Source organism: Herbaspirillum hiltneri N3 (assembly GCF_001267925.1).
In the GTDB taxonomy this organism is placed as follows: domain Bacteria; phylum Pseudomonadota; class Gammaproteobacteria; order Burkholderiales; family Burkholderiaceae_D; genus Herbaspirillum; species Herbaspirillum hiltneri.
Genome location: NZ_CP011409.1, coordinates 3,635,807 through 3,656,365, shown reverse-complemented (window position 1 = coordinate 3,656,365; position 20,559 = coordinate 3,635,807). Strand labels below are relative to the sequence as shown.

Annotated in this window: 21 protein-coding genes and 1 tRNA gene; 21 read left to right on the top strand and 1 reads right to left on the bottom strand. The window is 58.7% G+C overall.

The genetic code is table 11. From position 1 onward, the window contains the following. Positions 1 to 87 precede the first annotated feature (87 nt). The 21 genes from F506_RS16690 to F506_RS16590 all read left to right on the top strand — a co-directional run bounded on the left by F506_RS16690 (position 88) and on the right by F506_RS16590 (position 19,376). Positions 88 to 642, top strand: a complete 555-nt coding sequence (locus F506_RS16690) for a winged helix DNA-binding protein (protein ID WP_053199273.1) — start codon at positions 88 to 90, stop codon at positions 640 to 642. 48 nt (positions 643 to 690) lie between these two features. After that, the gene (locus F506_RS16685; RefSeq protein WP_053199271.1) at positions 691 to 1,671 is read left to right on the top strand and encodes an NAD(P)H-quinone oxidoreductase; all 981 of its coding nucleotides are present in this window, start codon (positions 691 to 693) and stop codon (positions 1,669 to 1,671) included. Positions 1,672 to 1,790: 119 nt separating this feature from the next. After that, complete coding sequence (tpiA, locus tag F506_RS16680) at positions 1,791 to 2,546, top strand: triose-phosphate isomerase (RefSeq protein ID WP_083457969.1); 756 nt, start codon at positions 1,791 to 1,793, stop codon at positions 2,544 to 2,546. A gap of 30 nt (positions 2,547 to 2,576) precedes the next feature. Beyond that, positions 2,577 to 2,951, top strand: coding sequence for a preprotein translocase subunit SecG (secG, locus tag F506_RS16675; RefSeq protein WP_029363012.1), 375 nt, complete (start codon positions 2,577 to 2,579; stop codon positions 2,949 to 2,951). A gap of 109 nt (positions 2,952 to 3,060) precedes the next feature. Beyond that, a tRNA-Leu gene (locus F506_RS16670) sits at positions 3,061 to 3,145 on the top strand. 116 nt (positions 3,146 to 3,261) lie between these two features. Next, complete coding sequence (locus F506_RS16665; protein WP_029363013.1) at positions 3,262 to 3,621, top strand: NADH-quinone oxidoreductase subunit A; 360 nt, start codon at positions 3,262 to 3,264, stop codon at positions 3,619 to 3,621. 3 nt (positions 3,622 to 3,624) lie between these two features. Continuing rightward, the gene (locus F506_RS16660; protein ID WP_029363014.1) at positions 3,625 to 4,101 is read left to right on the top strand and encodes a NuoB/complex I 20 kDa subunit family protein; all 477 of its coding nucleotides are present in this window, start codon (positions 3,625 to 3,627) and stop codon (positions 4,099 to 4,101) included. Between the two features lie 18 nt (positions 4,102 to 4,119). Further along, the gene (locus F506_RS16655) at positions 4,120 to 4,716 is read left to right on the top strand and encodes an NADH-quinone oxidoreductase subunit C (RefSeq protein ID WP_053199267.1); all 597 of its coding nucleotides are present in this window, start codon (positions 4,120 to 4,122) and stop codon (positions 4,714 to 4,716) included. Next, entirely contained in the window at positions 4,716 to 5,969 is a 1,254-nt protein-coding gene (locus F506_RS16650) for an NADH-quinone oxidoreductase subunit D (RefSeq protein ID WP_053199265.1), read from the top strand. Before F506_RS16655 ends, F506_RS16650 begins: the two co-directional genes overlap by 1 nt. A gap of 89 nt (positions 5,970 to 6,058) precedes the next feature. Further along, positions 6,059 to 6,550 (top strand): NADH-quinone oxidoreductase subunit NuoE, encoded by a 492-nt coding sequence (gene nuoE, locus F506_RS16645; protein WP_053199263.1) that lies wholly within the window; start codon positions 6,059 to 6,061, stop codon positions 6,548 to 6,550. Continuing rightward, entirely contained in the window at positions 6,547 to 7,842 is a 1,296-nt protein-coding gene (nuoF, locus tag F506_RS16640) for an NADH-quinone oxidoreductase subunit NuoF (RefSeq protein WP_053199262.1), read from the top strand. Before nuoE ends, nuoF begins: the two co-directional genes overlap by 4 nt. A gap of 91 nt (positions 7,843 to 7,933) precedes the next feature. Next, the gene (gene nuoG / locus F506_RS16635; RefSeq protein WP_053199259.1) at positions 7,934 to 10,261 is read left to right on the top strand and encodes an NADH-quinone oxidoreductase subunit NuoG; all 2,328 of its coding nucleotides are present in this window, start codon (positions 7,934 to 7,936) and stop codon (positions 10,259 to 10,261) included. After that, positions 10,261 to 11,340 carry an NADH-quinone oxidoreductase subunit NuoH gene (gene nuoH / locus F506_RS16630; RefSeq protein WP_053199257.1) on the top strand — a complete coding sequence of 360 codons (1,080 nt, stop codon included), beginning with the start codon at positions 10,261 to 10,263 and terminating at the stop codon, positions 11,338 to 11,340. The genes nuoG and nuoH overlap by 1 nt, the downstream gene beginning before the upstream one ends. Positions 11,341 to 11,362: 22 nt before the next feature. Continuing rightward, entirely contained in the window at positions 11,363 to 11,851 is a 489-nt protein-coding gene (gene nuoI, locus F506_RS16625; protein ID WP_016832378.1) for an NADH-quinone oxidoreductase subunit NuoI, read from the top strand. Positions 11,852 to 11,987: 136 nt separating this feature from the next. After that, positions 11,988 to 12,632, top strand: a complete 645-nt coding sequence (locus tag F506_RS16620) for an NADH-quinone oxidoreductase subunit J (RefSeq protein WP_053199256.1) — start codon at positions 11,988 to 11,990, stop codon at positions 12,630 to 12,632. A 13-nt stretch (positions 12,633 to 12,645) separates the two neighbouring features. Beyond that, positions 12,646 to 12,954, top strand: a complete 309-nt coding sequence (gene nuoK, locus F506_RS16615) for an NADH-quinone oxidoreductase subunit NuoK (protein WP_016832380.1) — start codon at positions 12,646 to 12,648, stop codon at positions 12,952 to 12,954. 137 nt (positions 12,955 to 13,091) lie between these two features. Continuing rightward, positions 13,092 to 15,197, top strand: coding sequence for an NADH-quinone oxidoreductase subunit L (gene nuoL, locus F506_RS16610; protein ID WP_053199254.1), 2,106 nt, complete (start codon positions 13,092 to 13,094; stop codon positions 15,195 to 15,197). Positions 15,198 to 15,217: 20 nt separating this feature from the next. Beyond that, positions 15,218 to 16,711 (top strand): NADH-quinone oxidoreductase subunit M, encoded by a 1,494-nt coding sequence (locus F506_RS16605; RefSeq protein WP_053199252.1) that lies wholly within the window; start codon positions 15,218 to 15,220, stop codon positions 16,709 to 16,711. Positions 16,712 to 16,872: 161 nt separating this feature from the next. Next, positions 16,873 to 18,384: an NADH-quinone oxidoreductase subunit NuoN gene (nuoN, locus tag F506_RS16600; RefSeq protein WP_053199250.1), complete on the top strand. Its 1,512-nt coding sequence runs from the start codon at positions 16,873 to 16,875 to the stop codon at positions 18,382 to 18,384. Positions 18,385 to 18,397: 13 nt separating this feature from the next. Continuing rightward, positions 18,398 to 18,712, top strand: coding sequence for a DUF2818 family protein (locus F506_RS16595; protein ID WP_029363020.1), 315 nt, complete (start codon positions 18,398 to 18,400; stop codon positions 18,710 to 18,712). Between the two features lie 88 nt (positions 18,713 to 18,800). Next, on the top strand, positions 18,801 to 19,376 hold the full coding sequence (locus F506_RS16590; protein ID WP_053199248.1) for an NUDIX domain-containing protein: 576 nt from the start codon (positions 18,801 to 18,803) through the stop codon (positions 19,374 to 19,376). A gap of 86 nt (positions 19,377 to 19,462) precedes the next feature. Here F506_RS16590 and F506_RS16585 read toward each other — a convergent pair whose 3' ends face one another. Continuing rightward, a complete protein-coding gene (locus F506_RS16585; RefSeq protein WP_053199246.1) occupies positions 19,463 to 20,533 on the bottom strand; it encodes an alpha/beta fold hydrolase in 1,071 nt (356 codons plus the stop codon). Positions 20,534 to 20,559 lie beyond the last annotated feature (26 nt).

Genomic DNA, 20,559 nt, shown 5'->3' with positions numbered 1-20,559 from the left:
TATAGACAATATATAGATAAATTATTTATTTAAGATTGCTATATAGTGTCGTGGTTGTACGAACATTTTCACGATAGAAAAGCCCTTATGAGCGACAAATCCCTTAAAAACACGCCGGAACAGGCCGTGACACAAAAATCTCCGACCAAAATCGTCTCTTCCAATCATCTCGTTTCCGAGCGCAGCGCAGAGCTGTCCGAGCTGGAATATGCCCTGATCATGGCAGGCAATGCGTTCAATCGCTGGATGATGCGCTGCATGATGGCTGCGGGTGCTAAAGATATGACGGCAATCGAGGTCTCTTTGTTGCATCACGTGAACCACCGCGAACGCAAGAAGAAACTCGCGGACATTTGTTTTGTCCTGAATATCGAGGATACGCATGTTGTCACTTATGCGCTCAAGAAACTGGTCAAGGCCGGTTACGTGAAGAGCGAAAAGGCCGGCAAGGAATTGCTGTTCTCGACTACCGACGAGGGCCAGCAGCTTTGCATGCGCTACAAGGAAGTGCGTGAGCGCTGCTTGATCGAGGTGCAGGTCGACAGCGGCATCCAGAACCAGGCGATCGGCGAGGCCGCGCAATTGTTGCGCAGCGCCTCCGGTTTGTACGATACCGCCGCGCGCGCGGCCGCATCGCTGTAAACAGTCGGTTCGTCATTGCTGACGCCGTCGCGGCGTCAAAGGAAAAACATGCGGGCAATTGAAATTACCGAATTCGGCGGGCCTGAAGTACTGCAGTTGTGCGAACGGCCACTGCCGCAGCTTAAAAACGGCGAAATCCTGATCAAGGTCCATGCCGCCGGCGTCAATCGTCCGGACGTATTCCAGCGCCAGGGCAACTATCCGGTGCCGCCGGGTGCTTCGGACCTGCCGGGGCTGGAAGTCGCCGGCGAAATTGTGGATGGCGACCTCAGCGGCAGCACGTTCAAAAAAGGCGATCTGGTGTGCGCGCTGGTGCAGGGCGGCGGTTACGCCGAATACTGCGCTGCGCCGCTGGCGCAATGCCTGCCCGTGCCGCAAGGCCTGAGCGCGCTGCAGGCAGCGGCGCTGCCCGAGAATTTTTTCACCGTCTGGAGCAACGTGTTCGAACGGGCGCGCCTTGCTCCAGGCGAAACCCTGCTGGTGCAGGGCGGTTCGTCGGGCATCGGCGTGACCGCGATCCAGATTGCGGCGGCGCTGGGGCATCGCGTGTTCGCGACCGCCGGCTCGGATGACAAGTGCCGCGCCTGCGAAGCTCTGGGAGCGGAACTGGCCATCAACTACCGTACCGGAGATTTCGAAGAAGCCGTCAAGGCGGTCACCGAAGGCCGCGGCGTCGACGTCATCCTCGACATGGTCGGGGGCGATTACCTGCCGCGCGAAATCAAGACCCTGGCCGACGACGGCCGGCTGGTCATCATCGCCTTGCTGGGCGGCGCCAAGGGACAACTGGACATGAGCCAGATCCTGCGTCGCCGCCTGACGGTGACGGGTTCGACCTTGCGCCCGCGTCCGGTGGAGTTCAAGGCGTTCATCGCTCATCAATTGCAGGAGCGCGTCTGGCCGCTGCTCGCCAGCGGCAAGGTGAAACCGGTGATCTACAAGACTTTCCCGCTGGCGCAGGCGTCGCAGGCGCACGCGCTCATGGAATCGAGTGCGCATGTCGGCAAGATCATGCTTGCGCTGGATTAAATAAAACTGCGGAAGGGCCAGATACCCCGGCGTTTGGTTTGACCGGGTTTGCCGCGGCGCGATAGAATGCGGGGTTATTCAGAATTCTCCCCTTAATTCGTCCTTTGGCTCTCCCTTTTATGCGCCGTAAATTAGTTGCCGGTAACTGGAAAATGAATGGCAGCCTCGCTGCCAACGCCGCTCTGGTCGCCGATATCCGGGCCGGTCTCGTCAGCGCCAATGCCGATGTCGCCGTATGCGTGCCTGCTCCTTATCTGGCGCAAGTGCAGGCGGCCGTTGCCGGCTCCTCGCTTGCCTTGGGCGCGCAAGACGTTTCCGCCCATGCAAGCGGCGCCTATACAGGGGAAGTGTCGGCAGCCATGCTGGCTGAATTCGGCTGTAAATATGCCATCGTGGGCCACTCCGAGCGTCGCGCCTATCACGGCGAAAACGACGCGGCGGTCGCCGCCAAGACGGCGGCGGCGCTGAAGGCAGGTCTGACGCCTGTGGTCTGCGTCGGCGAGACGCTGGCGGAGCGCGAAGCAGGGCGCACCAACGACATCGTCGGCGGCCAGCTCGATGTGGTGCTGGCGGCGCTGGATGTCGCCGACGTACAAAAGATTGTGGTGGCGTACGAACCGGTCTGGGCCATCGGCACGGGCAAGACGGCGACGCCCGCCATGGCGCAGGATGTGCACGCGATGTTGCGCACACGCCTGGCTGCGAAAAATGCTGACGCCGCCGTCAGGGTGCAAATCCTCTACGGTGGTAGCATGAAACCCGATAACGCCAAGGAACTGCTGGCCATGTCGGATATCGATGGTGGTCTGATTGGTGGCGCGGCTCTGAAAGCGGCGGATTTCCTGGCGATTGTCCAGGCTGCCCAGGGCAACTGATTGTTTGTTGTTTTAATTTAAGATGGCTATATGAATACTTTATTTACTGTTATTGTTGTCGTTCAGGTGCTCGCGGCGCTGACTATCATCGGTCTGGTTCTGCTGCAGCACGGCAAAGGGGCGGATATGGGGGCGGCGTTCGGTTCGGGCGCGTCGGGCAGCTTGTTCGGCGCCACGGGTTCTTCCAACTTCTTGTCGAAGTCGACCGGCATCGCTGCCGCGATCTTTTTTGCGGCCACTCTCGCGCTGGCATTCGTCGGCAATCATCATGTTTCGCAATCCGGCGGCGTCATGGATAATCTGCCTGCTCCGGCAGCGGCAATTCCGGCAACACCGGCTGCATCGGGCGCTCCCGCCGCAGCTCCTGCTAATCCTGCAGATCAATCGAATCAGATTCCGAAATAGTCTTTTGCGCAGAGTGTAATAATGCGCAAAACTTAAAGCAGTTTGTGAAGTTTTAGTGCGATTGTGCATTGAACAAGAGCATCAAAACGGGTTACAATTGCAGTCTCAAGCCGACGTGGTGAAATTGGTAGACACGCTATCTTGAGGGGGTAGTGGCGAAAGCTGTACGAGTTCGAGTCTCGTCGTCGGCACCATGAAATACCGAGAAAAGCCAGCAAAGGACTAAGTCCCGAGCTGGCTTTTTGTCGAGGAAAAAGCTGTTTGATATTGAGAATCATTCCGCTAATTATCAACAAACCTACGCCAAATCGTGAACCTCGAAAATTACTTTCCAGTTCTGTTGTTTATCCTAGTCGGCATCGGTGTTGGTGTCGCTCCTCAGTTACTCGGTCGTTTGCTCGGTCCTCACCGGCCTGATGCGCAAAAGACCTCTCCTTACGAATGCGGCTTTGAAGCTTTTGAAGATGCCCGCATGAAATTCGATGTGCGGTATTACCTCGTCGCCATCCTGTTCATTCTGTTTGATCTCGAAACTGCATTTTTCTTCCCGTGGGGCGTTTCCATGCGCGACCTGGGCTGGTCTGGCTACATCACGATGATGGTGTTCATCGCTGAATTTGTTGTCGGTTTTTGGTACATCTGGAAAAAGGGTGCCCTGGATTGGGAGTGAGCCATGTCAATTGAAGGCGTATTAAACGAAGGGTTTGTTACCACCTCGCTGGATAAGGTAATCAACTGGACCCGTACCGGCTCCATGTGGCCGATGACCTTTGGTCTGGCGTGCTGCGCGGTTGAGATGATGCACGTCGGCGCATCGCGCTACGACCTGGATCGCTTCGGCATCATGTTCCGTCCGTCGCCGCGTCAGTCCGATGTCATGATCGTTGCCGGCACGCTGTGCAACAAGATGGCGCCGGCCCTGCGCAAGGTGTACGACCAGATGGCCGAGCCGCGCTGGGTGATCTCGATGGGATCCTGTGCCAACGGCGGCGGCTACTATCATTATTCGTATTCCGTCGTGCGCGGTTGCGACCGCATCGTGCCGGTCGACGTGTATGTTCCAGGCTGCCCGCCGACAGCTGAAGCGCTGCTGTATGGCGTGATCCAGCTGCAAAATAAGATCAAGCGCACCAATACCATTGCGCGCTAAGAGAGTGGAAGGGTCAGTATGACTACAAAATTGGAAACTCTCGAAGCTGCCTTGCGCAATGCGCTTGGAGGGTATCTTCAGAATTTGACAGTGTCTTTGGGTGAGATCACGGTAGTGGTCAAGTCCACCGATTATCTCTCGGCGATGCGCGTTCTGCGCGATCACGCCGATACCCGTTTCGAAGAATTGATGGACCTGTGCGGCGTCGACTACTCGACGTACGGCGACGGCGTCTGGGATGGTCCGCGCTTTGCGGTGGTCTCGCATCTGCTGTCGCTCACGCATAACTGGCGCGTTCGCGTGCGCGTTTTTGCGCCGGACGACGAGCTGCCGCTGGTGGCCTCGGTCATGAACATCTGGTCCGCCGCCAACTGGTACGAGCGCGAGACCTTCGACTTCTTCGGCATCCTGTTCGACGGTCACGACGACTTGCGCCGCATCCTTACCGACTACGGCTTCATTGGTCATCCGTTCCGAAAGGACTTCCCGGTGTCGGGATATGTCGAAATGCGTTACGACGCCGAGCAGAAACGAGTGATCTATCAACCCGTAACGATTGAGCCGCGTGAAATCACGCCGCGTGTCATTCGTGAAGAAAACTACGGGATTAAATAATGGCTGAAATCAAGAATTACACGCTGAACTTTGGTCCACAGCATCCGGCGGCGCACGGCGTGCTGCGTCTGGTGCTCGAGCTGGACGGCGAAGTCATTCAGCGCGCCGACCCGCATATCGGTCTGCTGCATCGCGGCACCGAAAAGCTGGTCGAGCAAAAAACCTACCTGCAATCGGTTCCGTACATGGACCGTCTCGATTACGTGTCGATGATGTGCAACGAGCACGCCTACGTCATGGCCATCGAGAAGCTGCTCGGCATCGAAGTGCCGCTGCGCGCCCAGTACATCCGCGTCATGTTCGACGAAATCACCCGCCTGCTGAACCACCTGATGTGGATCGGCGCACACGGTCTGGACGTCGGCGCGATGGGCGTGCTGCTGTACGCCTTCCGCGAACGCGAAGACCTGATGGATTGCTACGAAGCGGTGTCCGGCGCACGGATGCATGCAGCCTACTATCGTCCGGGCGGCGTGTATCGCGACCTGCCGGACACGATGCCGCAGTACAAGGCGTCGATCATCCGCAACGACAAGGCCATCAAGCAACTCAATGAAAACCGCCAGGGCTCGATGCTGGACTTCATTGAAGACTTCACCAACCGTTTCCCGAAATACGTCGACGAGTACGAAACACTGCTGACCGACAACCGCATCTGGAAGCAGCGTCTGGTCGGCGTCGGCGTGGTCTCGCCGGAACGTGCGATGGCAATGGGCTTTTCCGGTCCGATGCTGCGCGGTTCGGGCATTGAATGGGATCTGCGCAAGAAGCAGCCGTACGAAGTCTACGACTTGCTCGATTTCGACATCCCGGTCGGCAAGAACGGCGACTGCTATGACCGCTACCTGGTGCGCGTGGAAGAAATGCGCCAGTCGAACCGCATCATCAAGCAATGCGTCGAGTGGCTGCGCAACAACCCGGGTCCGGTCATCATCGACAATCACAAGATTGCACCGCCGCCGCGCGTGGACATGAAGTCCAACATGGAAGACCTGATCCACCACTTCAAACTGTTCACCGAAGGCTTCCACGTGCCGCCGGGCGAAACGTATGCAGCGGTTGAACATCCGAAGGGCGAGTTCGGCATCTACCTCGTGTCGGACGGCGCCAACAAGCCTTACCGCATGAAGATCCGTGCGCCCGGTTATGCGCATTTGCAAAGTCTCAATGAGATGGCCAAGGGTCACATGATTGCCGATGCCGTAACCATCATCGGCACGCAAGACATTGTGTTTGGTGAAATCGACCGGTAAAGCCGGTCTCTGGATGTTTTTGAAAACCCATTAGGTTCTGGGGAATATCCGATAAACCCGCGCGGGTTCTCAAAAAACCATGCGCACGGATGGCCAACGATATGCTGTTAAGTCAAGACGCTCTAAAGAAAATCGATCGCGAACTCGCGAAATACCCGGCGGATCAACGCCAGTCGGCCGTCATGTCCGCGCTGCGCATTGCGCAGGACGAACACGGCTGGCTGCCTGCCGAGCTGCAACAGGAAATCGCCGACTACATCGGCATGCCTGCGGTGGCCGTGCAGGAAGTCGCCACGTTCTACAACATGTTCAACACCAGCCCGCAGGGCAAGCACAAGATCACCGTCTGTACGAATCTGCCATGCCTGCTGTCTGGCGGCGACCGTGCGGCGCATCACCTGAAGCACACGCTCGGTGTCGGCTACAAGGAAACCACCGCCGACGGTCAGTTCACGATCGTCGAAGGCGAATGCATGGGCGCATGCGGCGACGCACCTGTCATGCTGGTCAATAATCACCGCATGTGCAGCTGGATGTCGAACGACAAGATCGACGCGCTGCTGGAGGAACTCAAGAAATGACTTGTCTGCACGATCGTCATATCAAACCGCTGATCCTGGCGGATCTGGATGGCCAGAACTGGCACCTGGAGGATTACGTCAAGCGTGGCGGCTACGAGTCGCTCAAGCGTATCCTGGCTGAAAACATCACTCCTGAACAAGTCATCGCCGAGCTCAAGTCTTCGGGCTTGCGTGGTCGCGGCGGTGCGGGTTTCCCGACCGGCCTGAAGTGGAGTTTCATGCCGCGCCAGTTCCCAGGACAGAAGTACCTGGTCTGCAACAGCGATGAAGGCGAACCGGGCACGTTCAAGGACCGCGACATCATTCGCTACAACCCGCACTCGCTGATCGAAGGCATGATCATCGGCGGCTACGCAATGGGCATCACGGTCGGCTACAACTACATCCACGGCGAAATCTTCGACGCGTACCTGCGTTTTGAAGAAGCGCTGGAAGAGGCGCGCGCTGCGGGCTTCCTGGGCGACAACATCCTCGGCACCAATTTCAGCTTCCAGCTGCACGGCCACCATGGTTACGGCGCCTATATCTGCGGCGAAGAAACTGCGTTGCTGGAGTCGCTGGAAGGCAAGAAGGGCCAGCCGCGCTTCAAGCCGCCGTTCCCAGCCAGCTTCGGCCTGTACGGCAAGCCGACCACGATCAACAATACCGAAACCTTCGCAGCTGTCCCGTTCATCTTCAAGATCGGCGCGCAAGCCTACGCCGACATCGGCAAGCCGAACAACGGCGGCACCAAGATCTTCTCGATCTCCGGTGACGTCGAGCGTCCGGGCAATTATGAAATCCCGCTCGGCACGCCGTTCTCGACGCTGCTGGAACTGGCTGGCGGTATGCGCGGCGGCAAGAAGCTCAAGGCGGTGATTCCAGGCGGTTCGTCCGCTCCGGTGATCCGCGGCGACGTCATGATGGAAACCACCATGGACTACGACGCCATCGCCAAGGCCGGCTCGATGCTGGGTTCGGGCGCGGTCATCGTCATGGATGAAACGCGTTGCATGGTCAAGTCGCTGCTGCGCCTGGCGTATTTCTACTACGAAGAATCCTGCGGTCAATGTACGCCGTGCCGCGAAGGCACAGGCTGGATGTACCGCATGGTCGAGCGTATCGAAAACGGTCACGGCAAGCTGGAAGACCTCGATGTGCTCAATTCGGTTGCCGACAACATCCAGGGCCGCACCATCTGCGCGCTGGGCGATGCGGCGGCGATGCCGGTGCGAGCTTTCATCAAGAACTTCCGCGAAGAATTTGAGTATCACATCGAGCACAAACACTGCTCGGTGCCGGCTTATATTTAAGCGGCAAGCAGCACGGCAAGACATGCGAACGGCGACAAGGCAGGGCGCATGTCTTCAAGGTCAAAAGAATACTTAGCTTGGGCAAAAAGCCATGGTTGAAATCGAAATAGACGGCAAAAAAGTTGAAGTGCAAGAAGGCAGCATGGTTATGGATGCTGCCAACAAGGTCGGCACTTACATTCCTCATTTTTGTTATCACAAAAAATTATCCATTGCGGCCAACTGCCGCATGTGTCTGGTCGACGTCGAAAAGGCGCCGAAGCCTTTGCCTGCCTGTGCGACCCCGGTCACGGCGGGCATGATCGTTCGTACCGCGAGCGACAAGGCGGTCAAGGCGCAAAAAGGCGTCATGGAATTCCTGCTGATCAACCATCCGCTGGATTGCCCGATCTGCGATCAGGGCGGCGAGTGCCAGCTGCAGGATCTGGCGGTCGGCTACGGCAGTTCCACTTCGCGCTACGAAGAAGAAAAGCGCGTCGTGCCGCCGAAGGACGTCGGTCCGCTGATCTCCATGAAGGAAATGAACCGTTGCATCCACTGCACACGCTGCGTGCGCTTCGGCCAGGAAGTCGCCGGCGTCATGGAACTGGGCATGCTGGGTCGCGGCGAGCACTCCGAGATCACCACCTTTGTCGGCAACACCGTCAACTCCGAACTGTCGGGCAACATGATCGATCTGTGCCCGGTCGGCGCGTTGACATCGAAGCCGTTCCGCTACGCTGCGCGTACGTGGGAATTGTCACGCCGCAAGTCGGTCAGCCCGCATGACAGCCTCGGCGCCAACCTGATCGTTCAGGTCAAGGGCGGCAAGGTCATGCGCGTTCTGCCGCTGGAAAACGAAGCAGTCAACGAATGCTGGATTTCCGACAAGGACCGCTTCGCCTACGAAGCGCTGGACAGCGAAGAGCGCCTGACCAAGCCGATGCTGAAGCAAGACGGCAAGTGGCAGGAAGTCGAATGGCAAGTTGCACTGGAATACGTCGCACACGGCCTGCGCAATATCCGCCACGAACACGGCGCCAGCGCCATCGCGGCGTTGGGTACACCGTATTCGACGCTGGAAGAACTGACATTGCTGCAAAAAGTCGTGCGCGGCCTGGGTTCGGAAAACATCGATTTCCGCCTGCGTCAATCCGACTTCGCGCTGGACCACCAGGTCAATCCATGGCTGGGCATGTCCATCGTCGAATTCTCTGAACTGAATCGCGCCCTGATCATCGGCTCGTTCCTGCGCAAGGATCATCCGCTGCTGACCGCGCGTCTGCGCCAGGCAGTCAAGAGCGGCGCCAAGATCAGCGTCCTGCACGCCGCCGACGACGACCTGCTGATGCCGGTCGCCAACAAGATCATCGCGGCGCCATCCGCATGGCTGGCAGCACTGAGCGGCGTCGTTGCCGCCGTGGCGCAAGCCAAGGGTATAGCTGCTCCGGCCGGCTTCGAGAACATCGAAGCGTCGCAGGAAGCCAAGCAGACCGCAGCCAGCCTGCTGTCCGGCACGTCCAAGGCCGTGTTGCTGGGCAACGCCGCTGCGCAACATCCGCAAGCATCGCAACTGCACGCCGCCGCGCAATGGATCGCCGAACAAACCGGTGCCAAGCTGGGTTACCTGACTGAGGGCGGCAACGCCGTCGGCGGTTACCTCGCCAACGCGATCCCAGGCAAGGACGGCGCCAACGCGCTGCAGGCTTTCGCGCAACCGCGCAAGGCCTACTTGCTGCTGAACGCCGAACCGGAACTCGACAGCCACGATGCGCAGGCCGCCGCCGCCGCGCTGAAGCAAGCCGAAATGGTCGTCGTGATGTCGGCATTCAAGCACGGCGCCGATTATGCCGACGTGTTGCTGCCGATCGCACCGTTCACCGAAACTTCGGGCACTTTCGTCAACGCCGAAGGCCGTGCGCAAAGTTTCAACGGCACCGTCAAGCCGCTGGGCGACGCCCGTCCGGCATGGAAGGTGTTGCGCGTCCTGGGCAATCTGCTCGGTCTGCAGAATTTCGACTACGAAACGTCGGAATCGATTCGCGCCGAAGTCATCGGCACTGAAACCGATCTGTCGGCTCGCCTGAACAACCTCGCCAAGCTGGCCCCGCAAGCAGGCGGCGTTGCCGCCAACGGCGCGCTGGAACGCCTGGCCGACGTGCCTATCCATTTTGCCGATGCCATCGCACGCCGTTCGCCGGCGCTGCTGCAAACGCAAGACGGCCAGGCGCCGAAGGCATGGCTGTCGTCGGCCTTGTCGCAAAAACTCGGCATCGCCGCCGGCGATCGCGTCAGCGTCAAGCAAGGGCAGGGCAGCGCGCTGCTGACTGCAGCCATCGACAAGACCTTGCCGGAAAACGTCGTACGAGTAGCAGCCGCCCATGCAAGCACCGCCAATCTGGGCAGCATGTTCGGCGCAATCGTTGTGGAGAAAGCGTAATGGATCAACTGATTGCCAACATCAACGCAGTCGGCCCCACGTATCTGGGTACGGCCTGGCCGTATGTCTGGACCTTCGTCTGGAGCCTGCTGAAGATTCTGGTCGTGATGGTGCCGCTGCTGGGCTGCGTTGCTTACCTGACGCTGTGGGAGCGCAAGCTGATCGGCTGGATGCACGTCCGTCTCGGTCCGAATCGCGTCGGTCCTGCCGGTCTGCTGCAACCGATTGCCGATGCGCTGAAACTGATCTTCAAGGAAGTGACCACGCCGGCGCGCGCCAGCAAGGTGCTGTTCTTCATCGCGCCGATCATGACCATCATGCCGGCGCTAGCCGCCTGGGCGGTGATCCCGTTCGGACCGGAAGCGGTCATCGCCAACGTCAATGCCGGTCTGCTGTTCGTCATGGCGATCACTTCGATGGAAGTCTACGGCGTGATCATCGCCGGCTGGGCGTCCAACTCGAAGTACGCGTTCCTTGGCGCCATGCGCGCCTCGGCGCAGATGGTGTCGTACGAAATCTCGATGGGCTTCTGCCTGGTCATCGTGCTGATGGTGTCCGGCAGCCTGAACCTGATCGACATCGTCACCAGCCAGGGCAAGGGTTACTTCGCCGATCACGGCCTCGGTTTCCTGTCGTGGAACTGGCTGTCGCTGCTGCCGATTTTCGTGATCTACATCGTCTCGGGCATCGCTGAAACCAACCGCCACCCGTTCGACGTGGTTGAGGGCGAATCCGAAATCGTGGCCGGTCACATGATCGAATACTCGGGCATGTCGTTCGCGATGTTCTTCCTGGCCGAATACGCCAACATGTGGCTGATTTCGATCCTGACCGCGCTGCTGTTCCTGGGCGGCTGGGCATCGCCGCTGAGCATCCTGGACTTCATTCCGGGCTGGATCTGGCTGGGCATCAAGACCTTCTTCATCGTGTCGCTGTTCATCTGGGTGCGCGCATCGTTCCCGCGCTACCGCTATGACCAGATCATGCGTTTGGGCTGGAAAGTGTTCATTCCGCTGACATTGGTGTATCTGGTGATCGTTGCGACCTGGATGCAGACCTCGTGGAATATTTGGAAGTAATGTAAAGGCTGAGGTGAGAAGCATGGAAGCTATTAAGGATTTTTTCGGCAGCCTGATGTTGCGGGAGCTGTTCAAGGGCCTGGCCCTGACCGGCCGTTACCTGTTCGCGCGCAAGATCACGATTCAATTCCCGGAAGAGAAGACGCCGCAGTCGCCGCGTTTCCGCGGTCTGCACGCCTTGCGCCGCTATCCGAACGGTGAAGAACGCTGCATCGCCTGCAAGCTGTGCGAAGCGGTTTGCCCTGCGATGGCGATCACGATCGAATCGGAACAGCGTGATGACGGTTCGCGCCGCACCACGCGTTACGACATTGATCTGACCAAGTGCATTTTCTGCGGTTTCTGCGAGGAATCGTGCCCGGTCGATTCGATCGTTGAAACGCACATCCTGGAATACCACGGTGAAAAGCGCGGCGATCTGTACTACACCAAGGAAATGCTGCTGGCCGTTGGTGATCGTTACGAAAATGAAATTGCCGCTGCACGTACTGCAGACGCTGCATATCGTTGATTGAGTTCGGGACGGCATGCGTGCAGGTTGGTGCGTGCCGCTGAGATGATCGGGTCTGAGGCTCGTTGGATAGCCTGATCGATGGATCGGGCGATCGAATGATCTGATGCTGGTTTAGCCAACTTTTTGGTTGATTATGGAATTTAAAACTGTCTTGTTCTATGCGTTTTCGGTGGTCCTCGTGCTCGCCGCATTACGCGTCATTACGGCCCGCAATCCGGTGCATGCGGCCCTGTTCCTCGTGCTGGCCTTCTTTTCTGCGGCCGGTATCTGGATGTTGCTGAAGGCGGAATTCCTCGCCATCGTGCTGGTGCTGGTCTACGTCGGCGCGGTGATGGTGCTGTTCCTGTTCGTGGTGATGATGCTCGACATCAATCTCGACAAGATGCGAGAGGGCTTCTGGGGATACTTCCCGCTGGCCGCGACCATCGGCGTGATCATCGTCCTGGAAATGGCGGCGGTGCTGCTGCGCAGTTTCTGGGCGCCGGAAGCGCAAGTGCCGGCTGCAGCCAATACCATCGGCACCACCAAGGCGCTGGGCATGCAGATCTACACCGAATACGTCTACGCCTTTGAAGTCGCTGCCGTGATCCTGCTGGTCGCCATCGTGGCCGCCGTGGCGCTGACGCTGCGTCGCCGCAAGGACAGCAAGTACTTCTCGCCGGCTGATGCAGTCAAGGTCAAGAGCACCGATCGCGTTCGCTTGGTCAAGATGAAGGCAGAATCCACCCGCAACACCGGCGACGATGCACAGGCATCGGGCGCGGAACAACAATCCTAAGGGGCGCGCAATCATGACTCTCTCGCTCTCGCATTATCTGATCCTCGGCGCGATCCTGTTCGCGATCTCGATCGTCGGCATTTTCCTCAATCGCAAGAACGTCATCGTGTTGCTCATGGCAATCGAACTGATGCTGCTGGCGGTGAACATGAACTTCATCGCCTTCTCGCATTACCTCGGCGATGCGGCAGGGCAGATCTTCGTGTTCTTCATCCTCACGGTCGCGGCTGCGGAATCCGCAATCGGCCTGGCCATCCTGGTGGTGCTGTTCCGTAATCTGGACACCATCAACGTGGAAGATCTGGACACGCTCAAGGGATAAGCGGATCGGTTGAGCTTGGTTTTGAGTGTTGGTGCATTCGCAGTGCACATGGATTGAATGTAAATTTCATTTAAAGATGGGTGTTCTCCGAGAATCTTCCCGATTCGAAGAGAACCCAAATAGCGATAAGGTTCATCATGGCGGGGCAACTTAACCCACATCTTCTTTTGGCCGTACCACTGGCGCCGTTGGCCGGTTCTGCGATCGCAGGCCTGCTCGGGACGAAGTTCTTCGGCAATGTAGTCGGCCGCAAGGTTTCGCACACGGCGACCATCCTCGGCGTGTTGATCGCACTGATCATTTCCGTCCAGACCTTGCTGGCGGTAATCGACGGCGCGACCTACAACGGCACGCTGTACACCTGGATGACGGTGGCCGGACTGAAGCTGGAAGTCGGCTTTCTGATCGACAGCCTGACGGCGATGATGATGTGCGTGGTGACCTTCGTGTCCCTCATGGTGCACGTCTACACCATCGGCTACATGAAAGACGATGACGGCTACAACCGCTTCTTCTCGTACATCTCGCTGTTCACGTTCTCGATGCTGATGCTCGTCATGAGCAACAACTTCCTGCAACTGTTCTTCGGCTGGGAAGCAGTGGGCCTGGTTTCCTATCTGCTGATCGGTTTCTGGTACACCCGTCCGACCGCGATCAAGGCCAACATGAAGGCCTTCCTGGTCAACCGCGTCGGCGACTTCGGCTTTATCCTCGGCATTGGCCTGTTGCTGGCCTACGCCGGTTCCATGAATTACGGCGAAGTGTTTGCCAAGCGCGGCGAGTTGGCTCAGCTGACGTTGCCGGGCACCGACTGGATGTTGCTGACCGTGGCATGTATCTGCCTGTTCGTCGGCGCGATGGGCAAGTCTGCGCAGTTCCCGCTGCACGTCTGGCTGCCTGATTCGATGGAAGGCCCGACCCCGATTTCCGCGCTGATTCACGCGGCGACGATGGTGACCGCCGGCATCTTCATGGTGACCCGCATGTCGCCGCTGTTCGAACTGTCCGACACTGCCTTGTCCGTGATTCTCGTGATCGGCGCAATCACCGCGCTGTTCATGGGCTTCCTCGGCACCATGCAGACCGACATCAAGCGCGTGGTGGCATATTCGACACTGTCGCAGTTGGGTTACATGACCGTCGCGCTGGGCGCCTCGGCTTATTCGGTCGCCGTATTCCACCTGATGACGCACGCATTCTTCAAGGCGCTGCTGTTCCTCGGCGCCGGTTCCGTGATCATCGGCATGCACCATGACCAGGACATGCGCAACATGGGCGGCCTGCGCAAATACATGCCGATCACCTGGATCACGTCGCTGCTGGGTTCCCTGGCGCTGATCGGCACGCCGTTCTTCTCCGGTTTCTATTCGAAGGACAGCATCATCGAAGCTGCCGCCGAATCCCATCTGGCGGGTTCCGGTTTTGCCTACTTCGCCGTGCTGGCCAGCGTGTTCGTGACCGCGTTCTATTCGTTCCGCATGTACTTCATGGTGTTCCATGGCGAAGAGCGTTTCGGCAAGGCCGATGCACATGGCCATGATGATCATCATGCACCTGCTGCTGCACACGGTGCGCACGACGATCATGCACACGATGCGCACGGCCATGATGACGATGCGCACGACGACCACGAACATCACGGTCTGGCCCCGGGCCAGAAGCCGCACGAGTCGCCGCTTGTGGTGACATTGCCGCTGATCCTGCTGGCCATTCCATCGGTCATCATCGGTTTCTTCGCGATCTCGCCGCTGGTCTTCGGTGATTTCTTCAAGAACGTGATTTTCGTCGGCGAAAACCACAAGGCTCTCGAAGAGCTGGCGCATGAATTCCATGGTCCGATCGCGATGGCGGTGCATTCGCTGACATCCGCGCCGCTGTGGCTGGCGATTGCCGGCGTGGTGACGGCGTACTACTTCTACATGGTTAACCCGCGCGTTCCTGCCTGGTTCAAGGACAAGTTCAGCGCGATCTACACCTTGCTGGACAACAAGTACTACATGGACAAGTTCAATGACGTCGTATTTGCCGGCGGCGCGCGCATGCTGGGCTCCGGCCTGTGGACTATCGGCGACAAGGGCCTGATCGACGGCCTGGTCGTCAACGGCAGCGCCAAGGTCGTCAACTGGTTCTCGAAGGTCACGCGCCTGTGGCAATCCGGTTACATCTACCATTACGCTTTCGTGATGATTATCGGGGTGCTGGGTTTCCTGGTTTGGTTCATGCCGTTTCCGTTTGGCAAATAAGCTGTAAGAAGATAACAACCATGATGCAGTCAACTTTTCCTCTCCTTAGCCTCGCGATCTGGTGTCCGGTCGCGTTCGGCGTACTCGTCCTGGCCGTGGGCCGTGACGACAATCCATCCATCGCGCGTTGGCTGGCGCTGCTCGGCGCCGTCGTCAGCTTGCTGGTGACTATCCCGCTGGTGCTGCATTTCGATGCCGCCGCCCACGGTTACCAATTCGTCGAAAAGACGCCCTGGATCGATCGTTTCAACATCAGCTACTTCCTCGGTATTGACGGCCTGTCGCTGTGGTTCATTCCGCTGACCGCTTTCATCACCGTGATCGTGGTGCTGGCCGGCTGGGAAGTGATCCAGAAGCGCGTCGGCCAATACATGGGCGCATTCCTGATCCTGTCGGGCCTGATGATTGGCGTGTTCTCGGCACTCGACGGCATGCTGTTCTATGTGTTCTTCGAAGCGACCCTGATCCCGATGTTCATCATCGTGGGTGTGTGGGGCGGCGCCAACCGCGTGTATGCGGCGTTCAAGTTCTTTCTGTACACCTTGCTCGGTTCGCTGCTGATGCTGATCGCGCTGATCTATCTGTACATCGTGTCCGGCGGCAGCTTCGAAATCCCGACATGGCATCAACTGCCGCTGTCGATGATCGAGCAAAAACTGCTGTTCTTCGCATTCCTGATGGCGTTTGCGGTCAAGGTGCCGATGTGGCCGGTGCATACCTGGCTGCCTGACGCCCACGTGGAAGCGCCTACCGGCGGTTCGATCGTGCTGGCTGCGATCATGCTGAAGCTCGGTGCTTACGGTTTCCTGCGTTTCTCGCTGCCGATCGCTCCCGACGCCAGCCATGCGCTGTCCGGTTTCATGATCACGCTGTCGCTGGTCGCCGTGATCTACATCGGTCTGGTTGCGCTGGTGCAGCAGGACATGAAGAAACTGGTGGCGTACTCGTCGATCGCCCACATGGGCTTCGTCACGCTGGGCTTCTTCATGTTCAACGACATGGCGGTGCAGGGCGGTATCGCACAGATGATTTCCCACGGCTTCGTGTCCGGTGCGATGTTCATGTGTATCGGCGTGCTGTACGACCGCATGCATACCCGTGAAATCGCCCAGTACGGCGGTGTGGTCAACAAGATGCCGCGCTTCGCAGCGTTCTTCATCCTGTTCTCGCTGGCCAACTGCGGCTTGCCTGCGACCTCCGGTTTCGTCGGCGAATTCATGGTGATCCTGGGCGCAGTCAAGTTCAACTTCTGGATCGGCCTGCTGTCGGCAACTGCCCTGATCCTGGGTGCGGCTTACTCGCTGTGGCTGACCAAGCGCGTGATCTTCGGCGCGGTGACCAATCATCATGTGGCGGAACTGACCGACGTCAACAAGCGCGAATTCTTCATCCTCGGTCTGCTGGCGATTGCCGTGCTGGTGATGGGTCTGTATCCGGCTCCGGTGACGGACACCATGCAGACTTCGGTTAGCGATCTGTTGAAGCACGTGTCGGTCTCCAAGATCAGCAATTAAAGCAACAAAGCGACGGCGCTGCTGAAGCATGCAGCGCCGGCGCCAGGAAGCAATTCGGTACGACGTTTCGAAACAGGCAGGGCAGGCGAAGTGCAGGCCCGCTGAAAACGGCGGCAACGGTAAGCGGACAAAATACGCGGACGAAACTAAGCGGTAACTAAATGAACAACATGAATCTGATCCCTGTCTATCCGGAAATATTTCTGCTGATTGCGACTTCCGCAATCCTGCTGATCGATATGTTTTTGCCGGATGCAAAGCGCGTCATTACCTACGTGCTGTCCCTGCTGGCGCTGGTAGTGTGCGCGGTGCTGACCTTCACCAACTACGCGAGCGGCGAAACGGTCTACACCTTCAGCAACATGTTCGTCTCGGATCCGCTGTCGAGCCTGCTGAAACTGTTCTCCTATCTGGCCATCGGCCTGACGCTGATCTACGGCCGCCAATACAACACTGACCGCGGCATCGTCGGCGGCGGCCATCTCGGCGGCGAATTCTATGCGCTGGCGCTGTTCGCGCTGCTGGGCCAGATGGTCATGATCTCGGGCAATAGCTTCCTGTCCATTTACTTGGGCCTGGAACTGATGTCGCTGTCGCTGTACGCGCTGGTCGCCCTGCGCCGCGACAATGTCGGTTCGACCGAAGCCGCGATGAAGTACTTCATCCTCGGCGCGCTCGCTTCCGGTTTCCTGCTGTACGGCATCTCGATGCTCTACGGCGCCACCGGTTCGCTGGAACTGAACGACGTCTTCCGCGCCATCGTCTCGGGCACCGTCGACCGCAATGTGCTGGTGTTCGGCATCGTGTTCGTGGTGGCGGGCCTGGCGTTCAAGCTGGGCGCCGTACCATTCCACATGTGGGTGCCTGACGTCTATCACGGCGCACCGACGCCGATGACGCTGCTGATCGGCGGCGCGCCCAAGCTGGCTGCGTTCGCGATGGTCTTCCGCATCCTGGTCGAAGGCCTGCTGCCGCTGGCGATCGACTGGCAACAGATGCTGATGGTGCTGGCCGTGCTGTCGATCATCATCGGAAACGTGACGGCGCTGGCGCAGACCAACATCAAGCGCATGCTGGCATACTCGACCATCTCGCACATGGGCTTCATGTTGCTGGGCATGATGTCGGGCGTGGTCGACGGCAACCTGTTCCAGGCCGTCAACGCTTACAGCTCGTCGCTGTTCTACGCAATCACTTATGTACTGACCACGCTGGGCACCTTCGGCGTGATCCTGCTGATGGCGCGCTCCGGTTTCGAAGCCGACACGCTCGACGATTTCAAGGGCCTGAATCAACGCAGCCCATGGTTCGCCGGCATCATGCTGGTGCTGATGTTCTCGCTGGCGGGCATTCCTCCGATGGTCGGCTTCTACGCCAAGCTGTCGGTGCTGCAAGCGGTGCTGGGTACCGGCCAGATCTGGCTGGCCGTGCTGGCCGTGGTGTTCTCGCTGGTCGGTGCGTTCTATTACCTGCGCGTGATCAAGAACATGTACTTCGATGATCCTGCCGACAACGGCAAAATCACCGCCAGCTTCGACGTGCGCATCGCGCTGAGCCTGAACGGCTTGGCCGCCCTGGTGCTCGGTCTGTGGCCCGGCCACCTGATGGACGCTTGCACCAATGCCATCGTCACCACGCTGGCGACGTTCCTGAGCAAAGTCATCGCGGCGTAAAGCGAAGCCGCCGGTGAACGTTTCCCTACTAAGCTGGTGTGTCATCGTGTTGGCGGTCCTGGCCGCCAACCTGCCTTTCTTCAATCAGCAGTTGTTCGCGCTGATCCCCCTGAGCAAGTCGCCCGATTACCGCAAGCCGGTATGGGTGCGCTTGCTTGAGTTGGTGGTACTGTATTTCGTCGTGGGCGCGCTTGCGCATTTCTTCGAAGCCAATATCGGCAACGCCTTTACCCAGCGTTGGGAATTTTATGCCGTCACCGGCTGTCTGTTCCTGGTGTTGGCGTATCCGGGCTACGTCGTGCGCTATCTGCGCAAGAGCCACGCCTGAGCTGCGCGATCCTGTGGTCCGACATGCCTGCATGTCGCGGCCACAAGCTTTTCTTCCTCCTCCACGTTTATTGATTGCCTGATCTCCCATGGACGCACATCCGGACGCACATCTCAAAGAAAGCAAGGTAGACGGCAAGCTGGTCTACGAAGGTCATTTCCTCAAGGTGCAGCGCGACACGATTCGCCTGCCTGACGGCAAACAGGCGGTACGCGAACATATCCGCCATCCGGGCGCAGTGGTGATCCTGCCATTGTTCGACGACGGTTCGGTGTTGCTGGAGCGCCAGTTCCGGTATCCGCTCGACCAGGTCTTCATCGAATTCCCGGCCGGGAAGATCGATGCCGGCGAAGATCACCTGGAGTGCGCCAAGCGCGAGCTGCGGGAAGAAACCGGCTACACCGCGACCGACTGGCAATTCGTTTGCACCATTCATAACGCGATTGCCTATTCGGACGAGCACTTGGACATCTATCTGGCGCGCGGCTTGACGGCAGGCGAGCGCAAACTCGACGACGGCGAGTTCCTCGACATCTACAAGGCGCCGCTGTCGGAATTGCTGGAACAGGTCAGGCTGGGCAAGGTAACCGACGTCAAGACGGTCATCGGCGCGTTCTGGCTGGAGAAAATCATCAACGGACAATGGACATTGCCAAGTGCGTAATCCTTTGTTCACGCATGCCGCAAATTGTCGTCAATAAAAAAGGCTTCGATATCCATCGAAGCCTTTTTCATTTGTGATTCCAGGGATCAGCGTTGCGGCAGGGCTTTCAGAAAGTCGCCGACTTGCCGCGCATAGAATTTTGAAAAGCTGGTCGTTCCATGCCCGCGTGTTTCCGCACTTGCCGGGATCAGATACAACTCCGCGTTCTTCAGTTGCTTCAGCGCCGCCGTCATCGTGCCGGTCTCAGGTGGATTACGTTCGTCATCGGCCGAATTGATCGCCAGCAGAGGCGCCTGGATGCGTGCCAGGTTCGGCATGGCATTGAAATCCGACGACGATCCCCATTGATAGATGAAGTCGTTGGCGTCCGCCGTCACCGGGGCAGCCAGGCGGTCATCCACGATCTTGTCGGCCTGCGCGCGCGTCGGCGCCAGCGCCTGATAGGCCAGGGTGCCGCCGGCAGTGGCAATGCCGAACATGGTGTTGGCCAATCGCAGCGACGGTGGCTGCGTACTGTAGTTGCCGCCGTTCCAGGCCGGATCCTGTTTGATCGATTCGACCAGCACGCGTCGCATCATCCAATTGCGGCTCGCCATCTCGATCGGCTGCGACGCCATCGGCACCAGCGCATCCATCATCGCCGGATAGGTTTCTCCCCACATCCAGGTCTGCATGCCGCCCATGGAATTGCCCATCACCAGGCGCAGGTGTTTGATGCCCAGGCCTTCCGTCACCAACCGGTATTGCGCCAGCACCATGTCGGCGTAATTGTATTGCGGGAATTTCGCACGAAGTCCGTCGGATGGCTTGGCCGATTTTCCAGCCCCGATCGCGTCCGGCATGATGAGATAGTACTTGCTCGCATCAAGCGGCTGCCCGGGGCCCAGCATCTCGCCCGCGAAATCCTTGCCGACCATGTCAGCGCCGCTGCGATAGGTGCCGTGGAGCAGCAACACCGCCGGATTGGCCGGATCGCCGACTGTGATGTAGTGCAGCTTGAAGTTGTTCAGCGTTTCACCGGTATGAAAGGTGAAGGAGGGCGCAATCCAGTCGGCTTCGCGCTGTTGCGGATAGCCGGCGGCGTGCGCCGTGGCGGATAGCAGGGAAGATGAAAGCAGCAAGGGCGCGACGATGCCCAGGGTAAGTCTCCGTATCATTTTTATGGTCCTCGTAAGAGAAGGTG

What these genes read in the sequence shown, in the direction of transcription:
- F506_RS16585 (WP_053199246.1), bottom strand. Translation starts at nt 20,533, where the DNA reads ATGATACGGAGACTTACCCTGGGCATCGTCGCGCCCTTGCTGCTTTCA.
- secG (WP_029363012.1), top strand. Translation starts at nt 2,577, where the DNA reads ATGAATACTTTATTTACTGTTATTGTTGTCGTTCAGGTGCTCGCGGCG.
- F506_RS16685 (WP_053199271.1), top strand. Translation starts at nt 691, where the DNA reads ATGCGGGCAATTGAAATTACCGAATTCGGCGGGCCTGAAGTACTGCAG.
- F506_RS16660 (WP_029363014.1), top strand. Translation starts at nt 3,625, where the DNA reads ATGTCAATTGAAGGCGTATTAAACGAAGGGTTTGTTACCACCTCGCTG.
- nuoK (WP_016832380.1), top strand. Translation starts at nt 12,646, where the DNA reads ATGACTCTCTCGCTCTCGCATTATCTGATCCTCGGCGCGATCCTGTTC.
- F506_RS16650 (WP_053199265.1), top strand. Translation starts at nt 4,716, where the DNA reads ATGGCTGAAATCAAGAATTACACGCTGAACTTTGGTCCACAGCATCCG.
- tpiA (WP_083457969.1), top strand. Translation starts at nt 1,791, where the DNA reads ATGCGCCGTAAATTAGTTGCCGGTAACTGGAAAATGAATGGCAGCCTC.
- nuoG (WP_053199259.1), top strand. Translation starts at nt 7,934, where the DNA reads ATGGTTGAAATCGAAATAGACGGCAAAAAAGTTGAAGTGCAAGAAGGC.
- F506_RS16605 (WP_053199252.1), top strand. Translation starts at nt 15,218, where the DNA reads ATGATGCAGTCAACTTTTCCTCTCCTTAGCCTCGCGATCTGGTGTCCG.
- nuoH (WP_053199257.1), top strand. Translation starts at nt 10,261, where the DNA reads ATGGATCAACTGATTGCCAACATCAACGCAGTCGGCCCCACGTATCTG.
- F506_RS16620 (WP_053199256.1), top strand. Translation starts at nt 11,988, where the DNA reads ATGGAATTTAAAACTGTCTTGTTCTATGCGTTTTCGGTGGTCCTCGTG.
- nuoN (WP_053199250.1), top strand. Translation starts at nt 16,873, where the DNA reads ATGAACAACATGAATCTGATCCCTGTCTATCCGGAAATATTTCTGCTG.
- F506_RS16590 (WP_053199248.1), top strand. Translation starts at nt 18,801, where the DNA reads ATGGACGCACATCCGGACGCACATCTCAAAGAAAGCAAGGTAGACGGC.
- F506_RS16690 (WP_053199273.1), top strand. Translation starts at nt 88, where the DNA reads ATGAGCGACAAATCCCTTAAAAACACGCCGGAACAGGCCGTGACACAA.
- nuoL (WP_053199254.1), top strand. Translation starts at nt 13,092, where the DNA reads ATGGCGGGGCAACTTAACCCACATCTTCTTTTGGCCGTACCACTGGCG.
- F506_RS16655 (WP_053199267.1), top strand. Translation starts at nt 4,120, where the DNA reads ATGACTACAAAATTGGAAACTCTCGAAGCTGCCTTGCGCAATGCGCTT.
- nuoF (WP_053199262.1), top strand. Translation starts at nt 6,547, where the DNA reads ATGACTTGTCTGCACGATCGTCATATCAAACCGCTGATCCTGGCGGAT.
- nuoI (WP_016832378.1), top strand. Translation starts at nt 11,363, where the DNA reads ATGGAAGCTATTAAGGATTTTTTCGGCAGCCTGATGTTGCGGGAGCTG.
- nuoE (WP_053199263.1), top strand. Translation starts at nt 6,059, where the DNA reads ATGGCCAACGATATGCTGTTAAGTCAAGACGCTCTAAAGAAAATCGAT.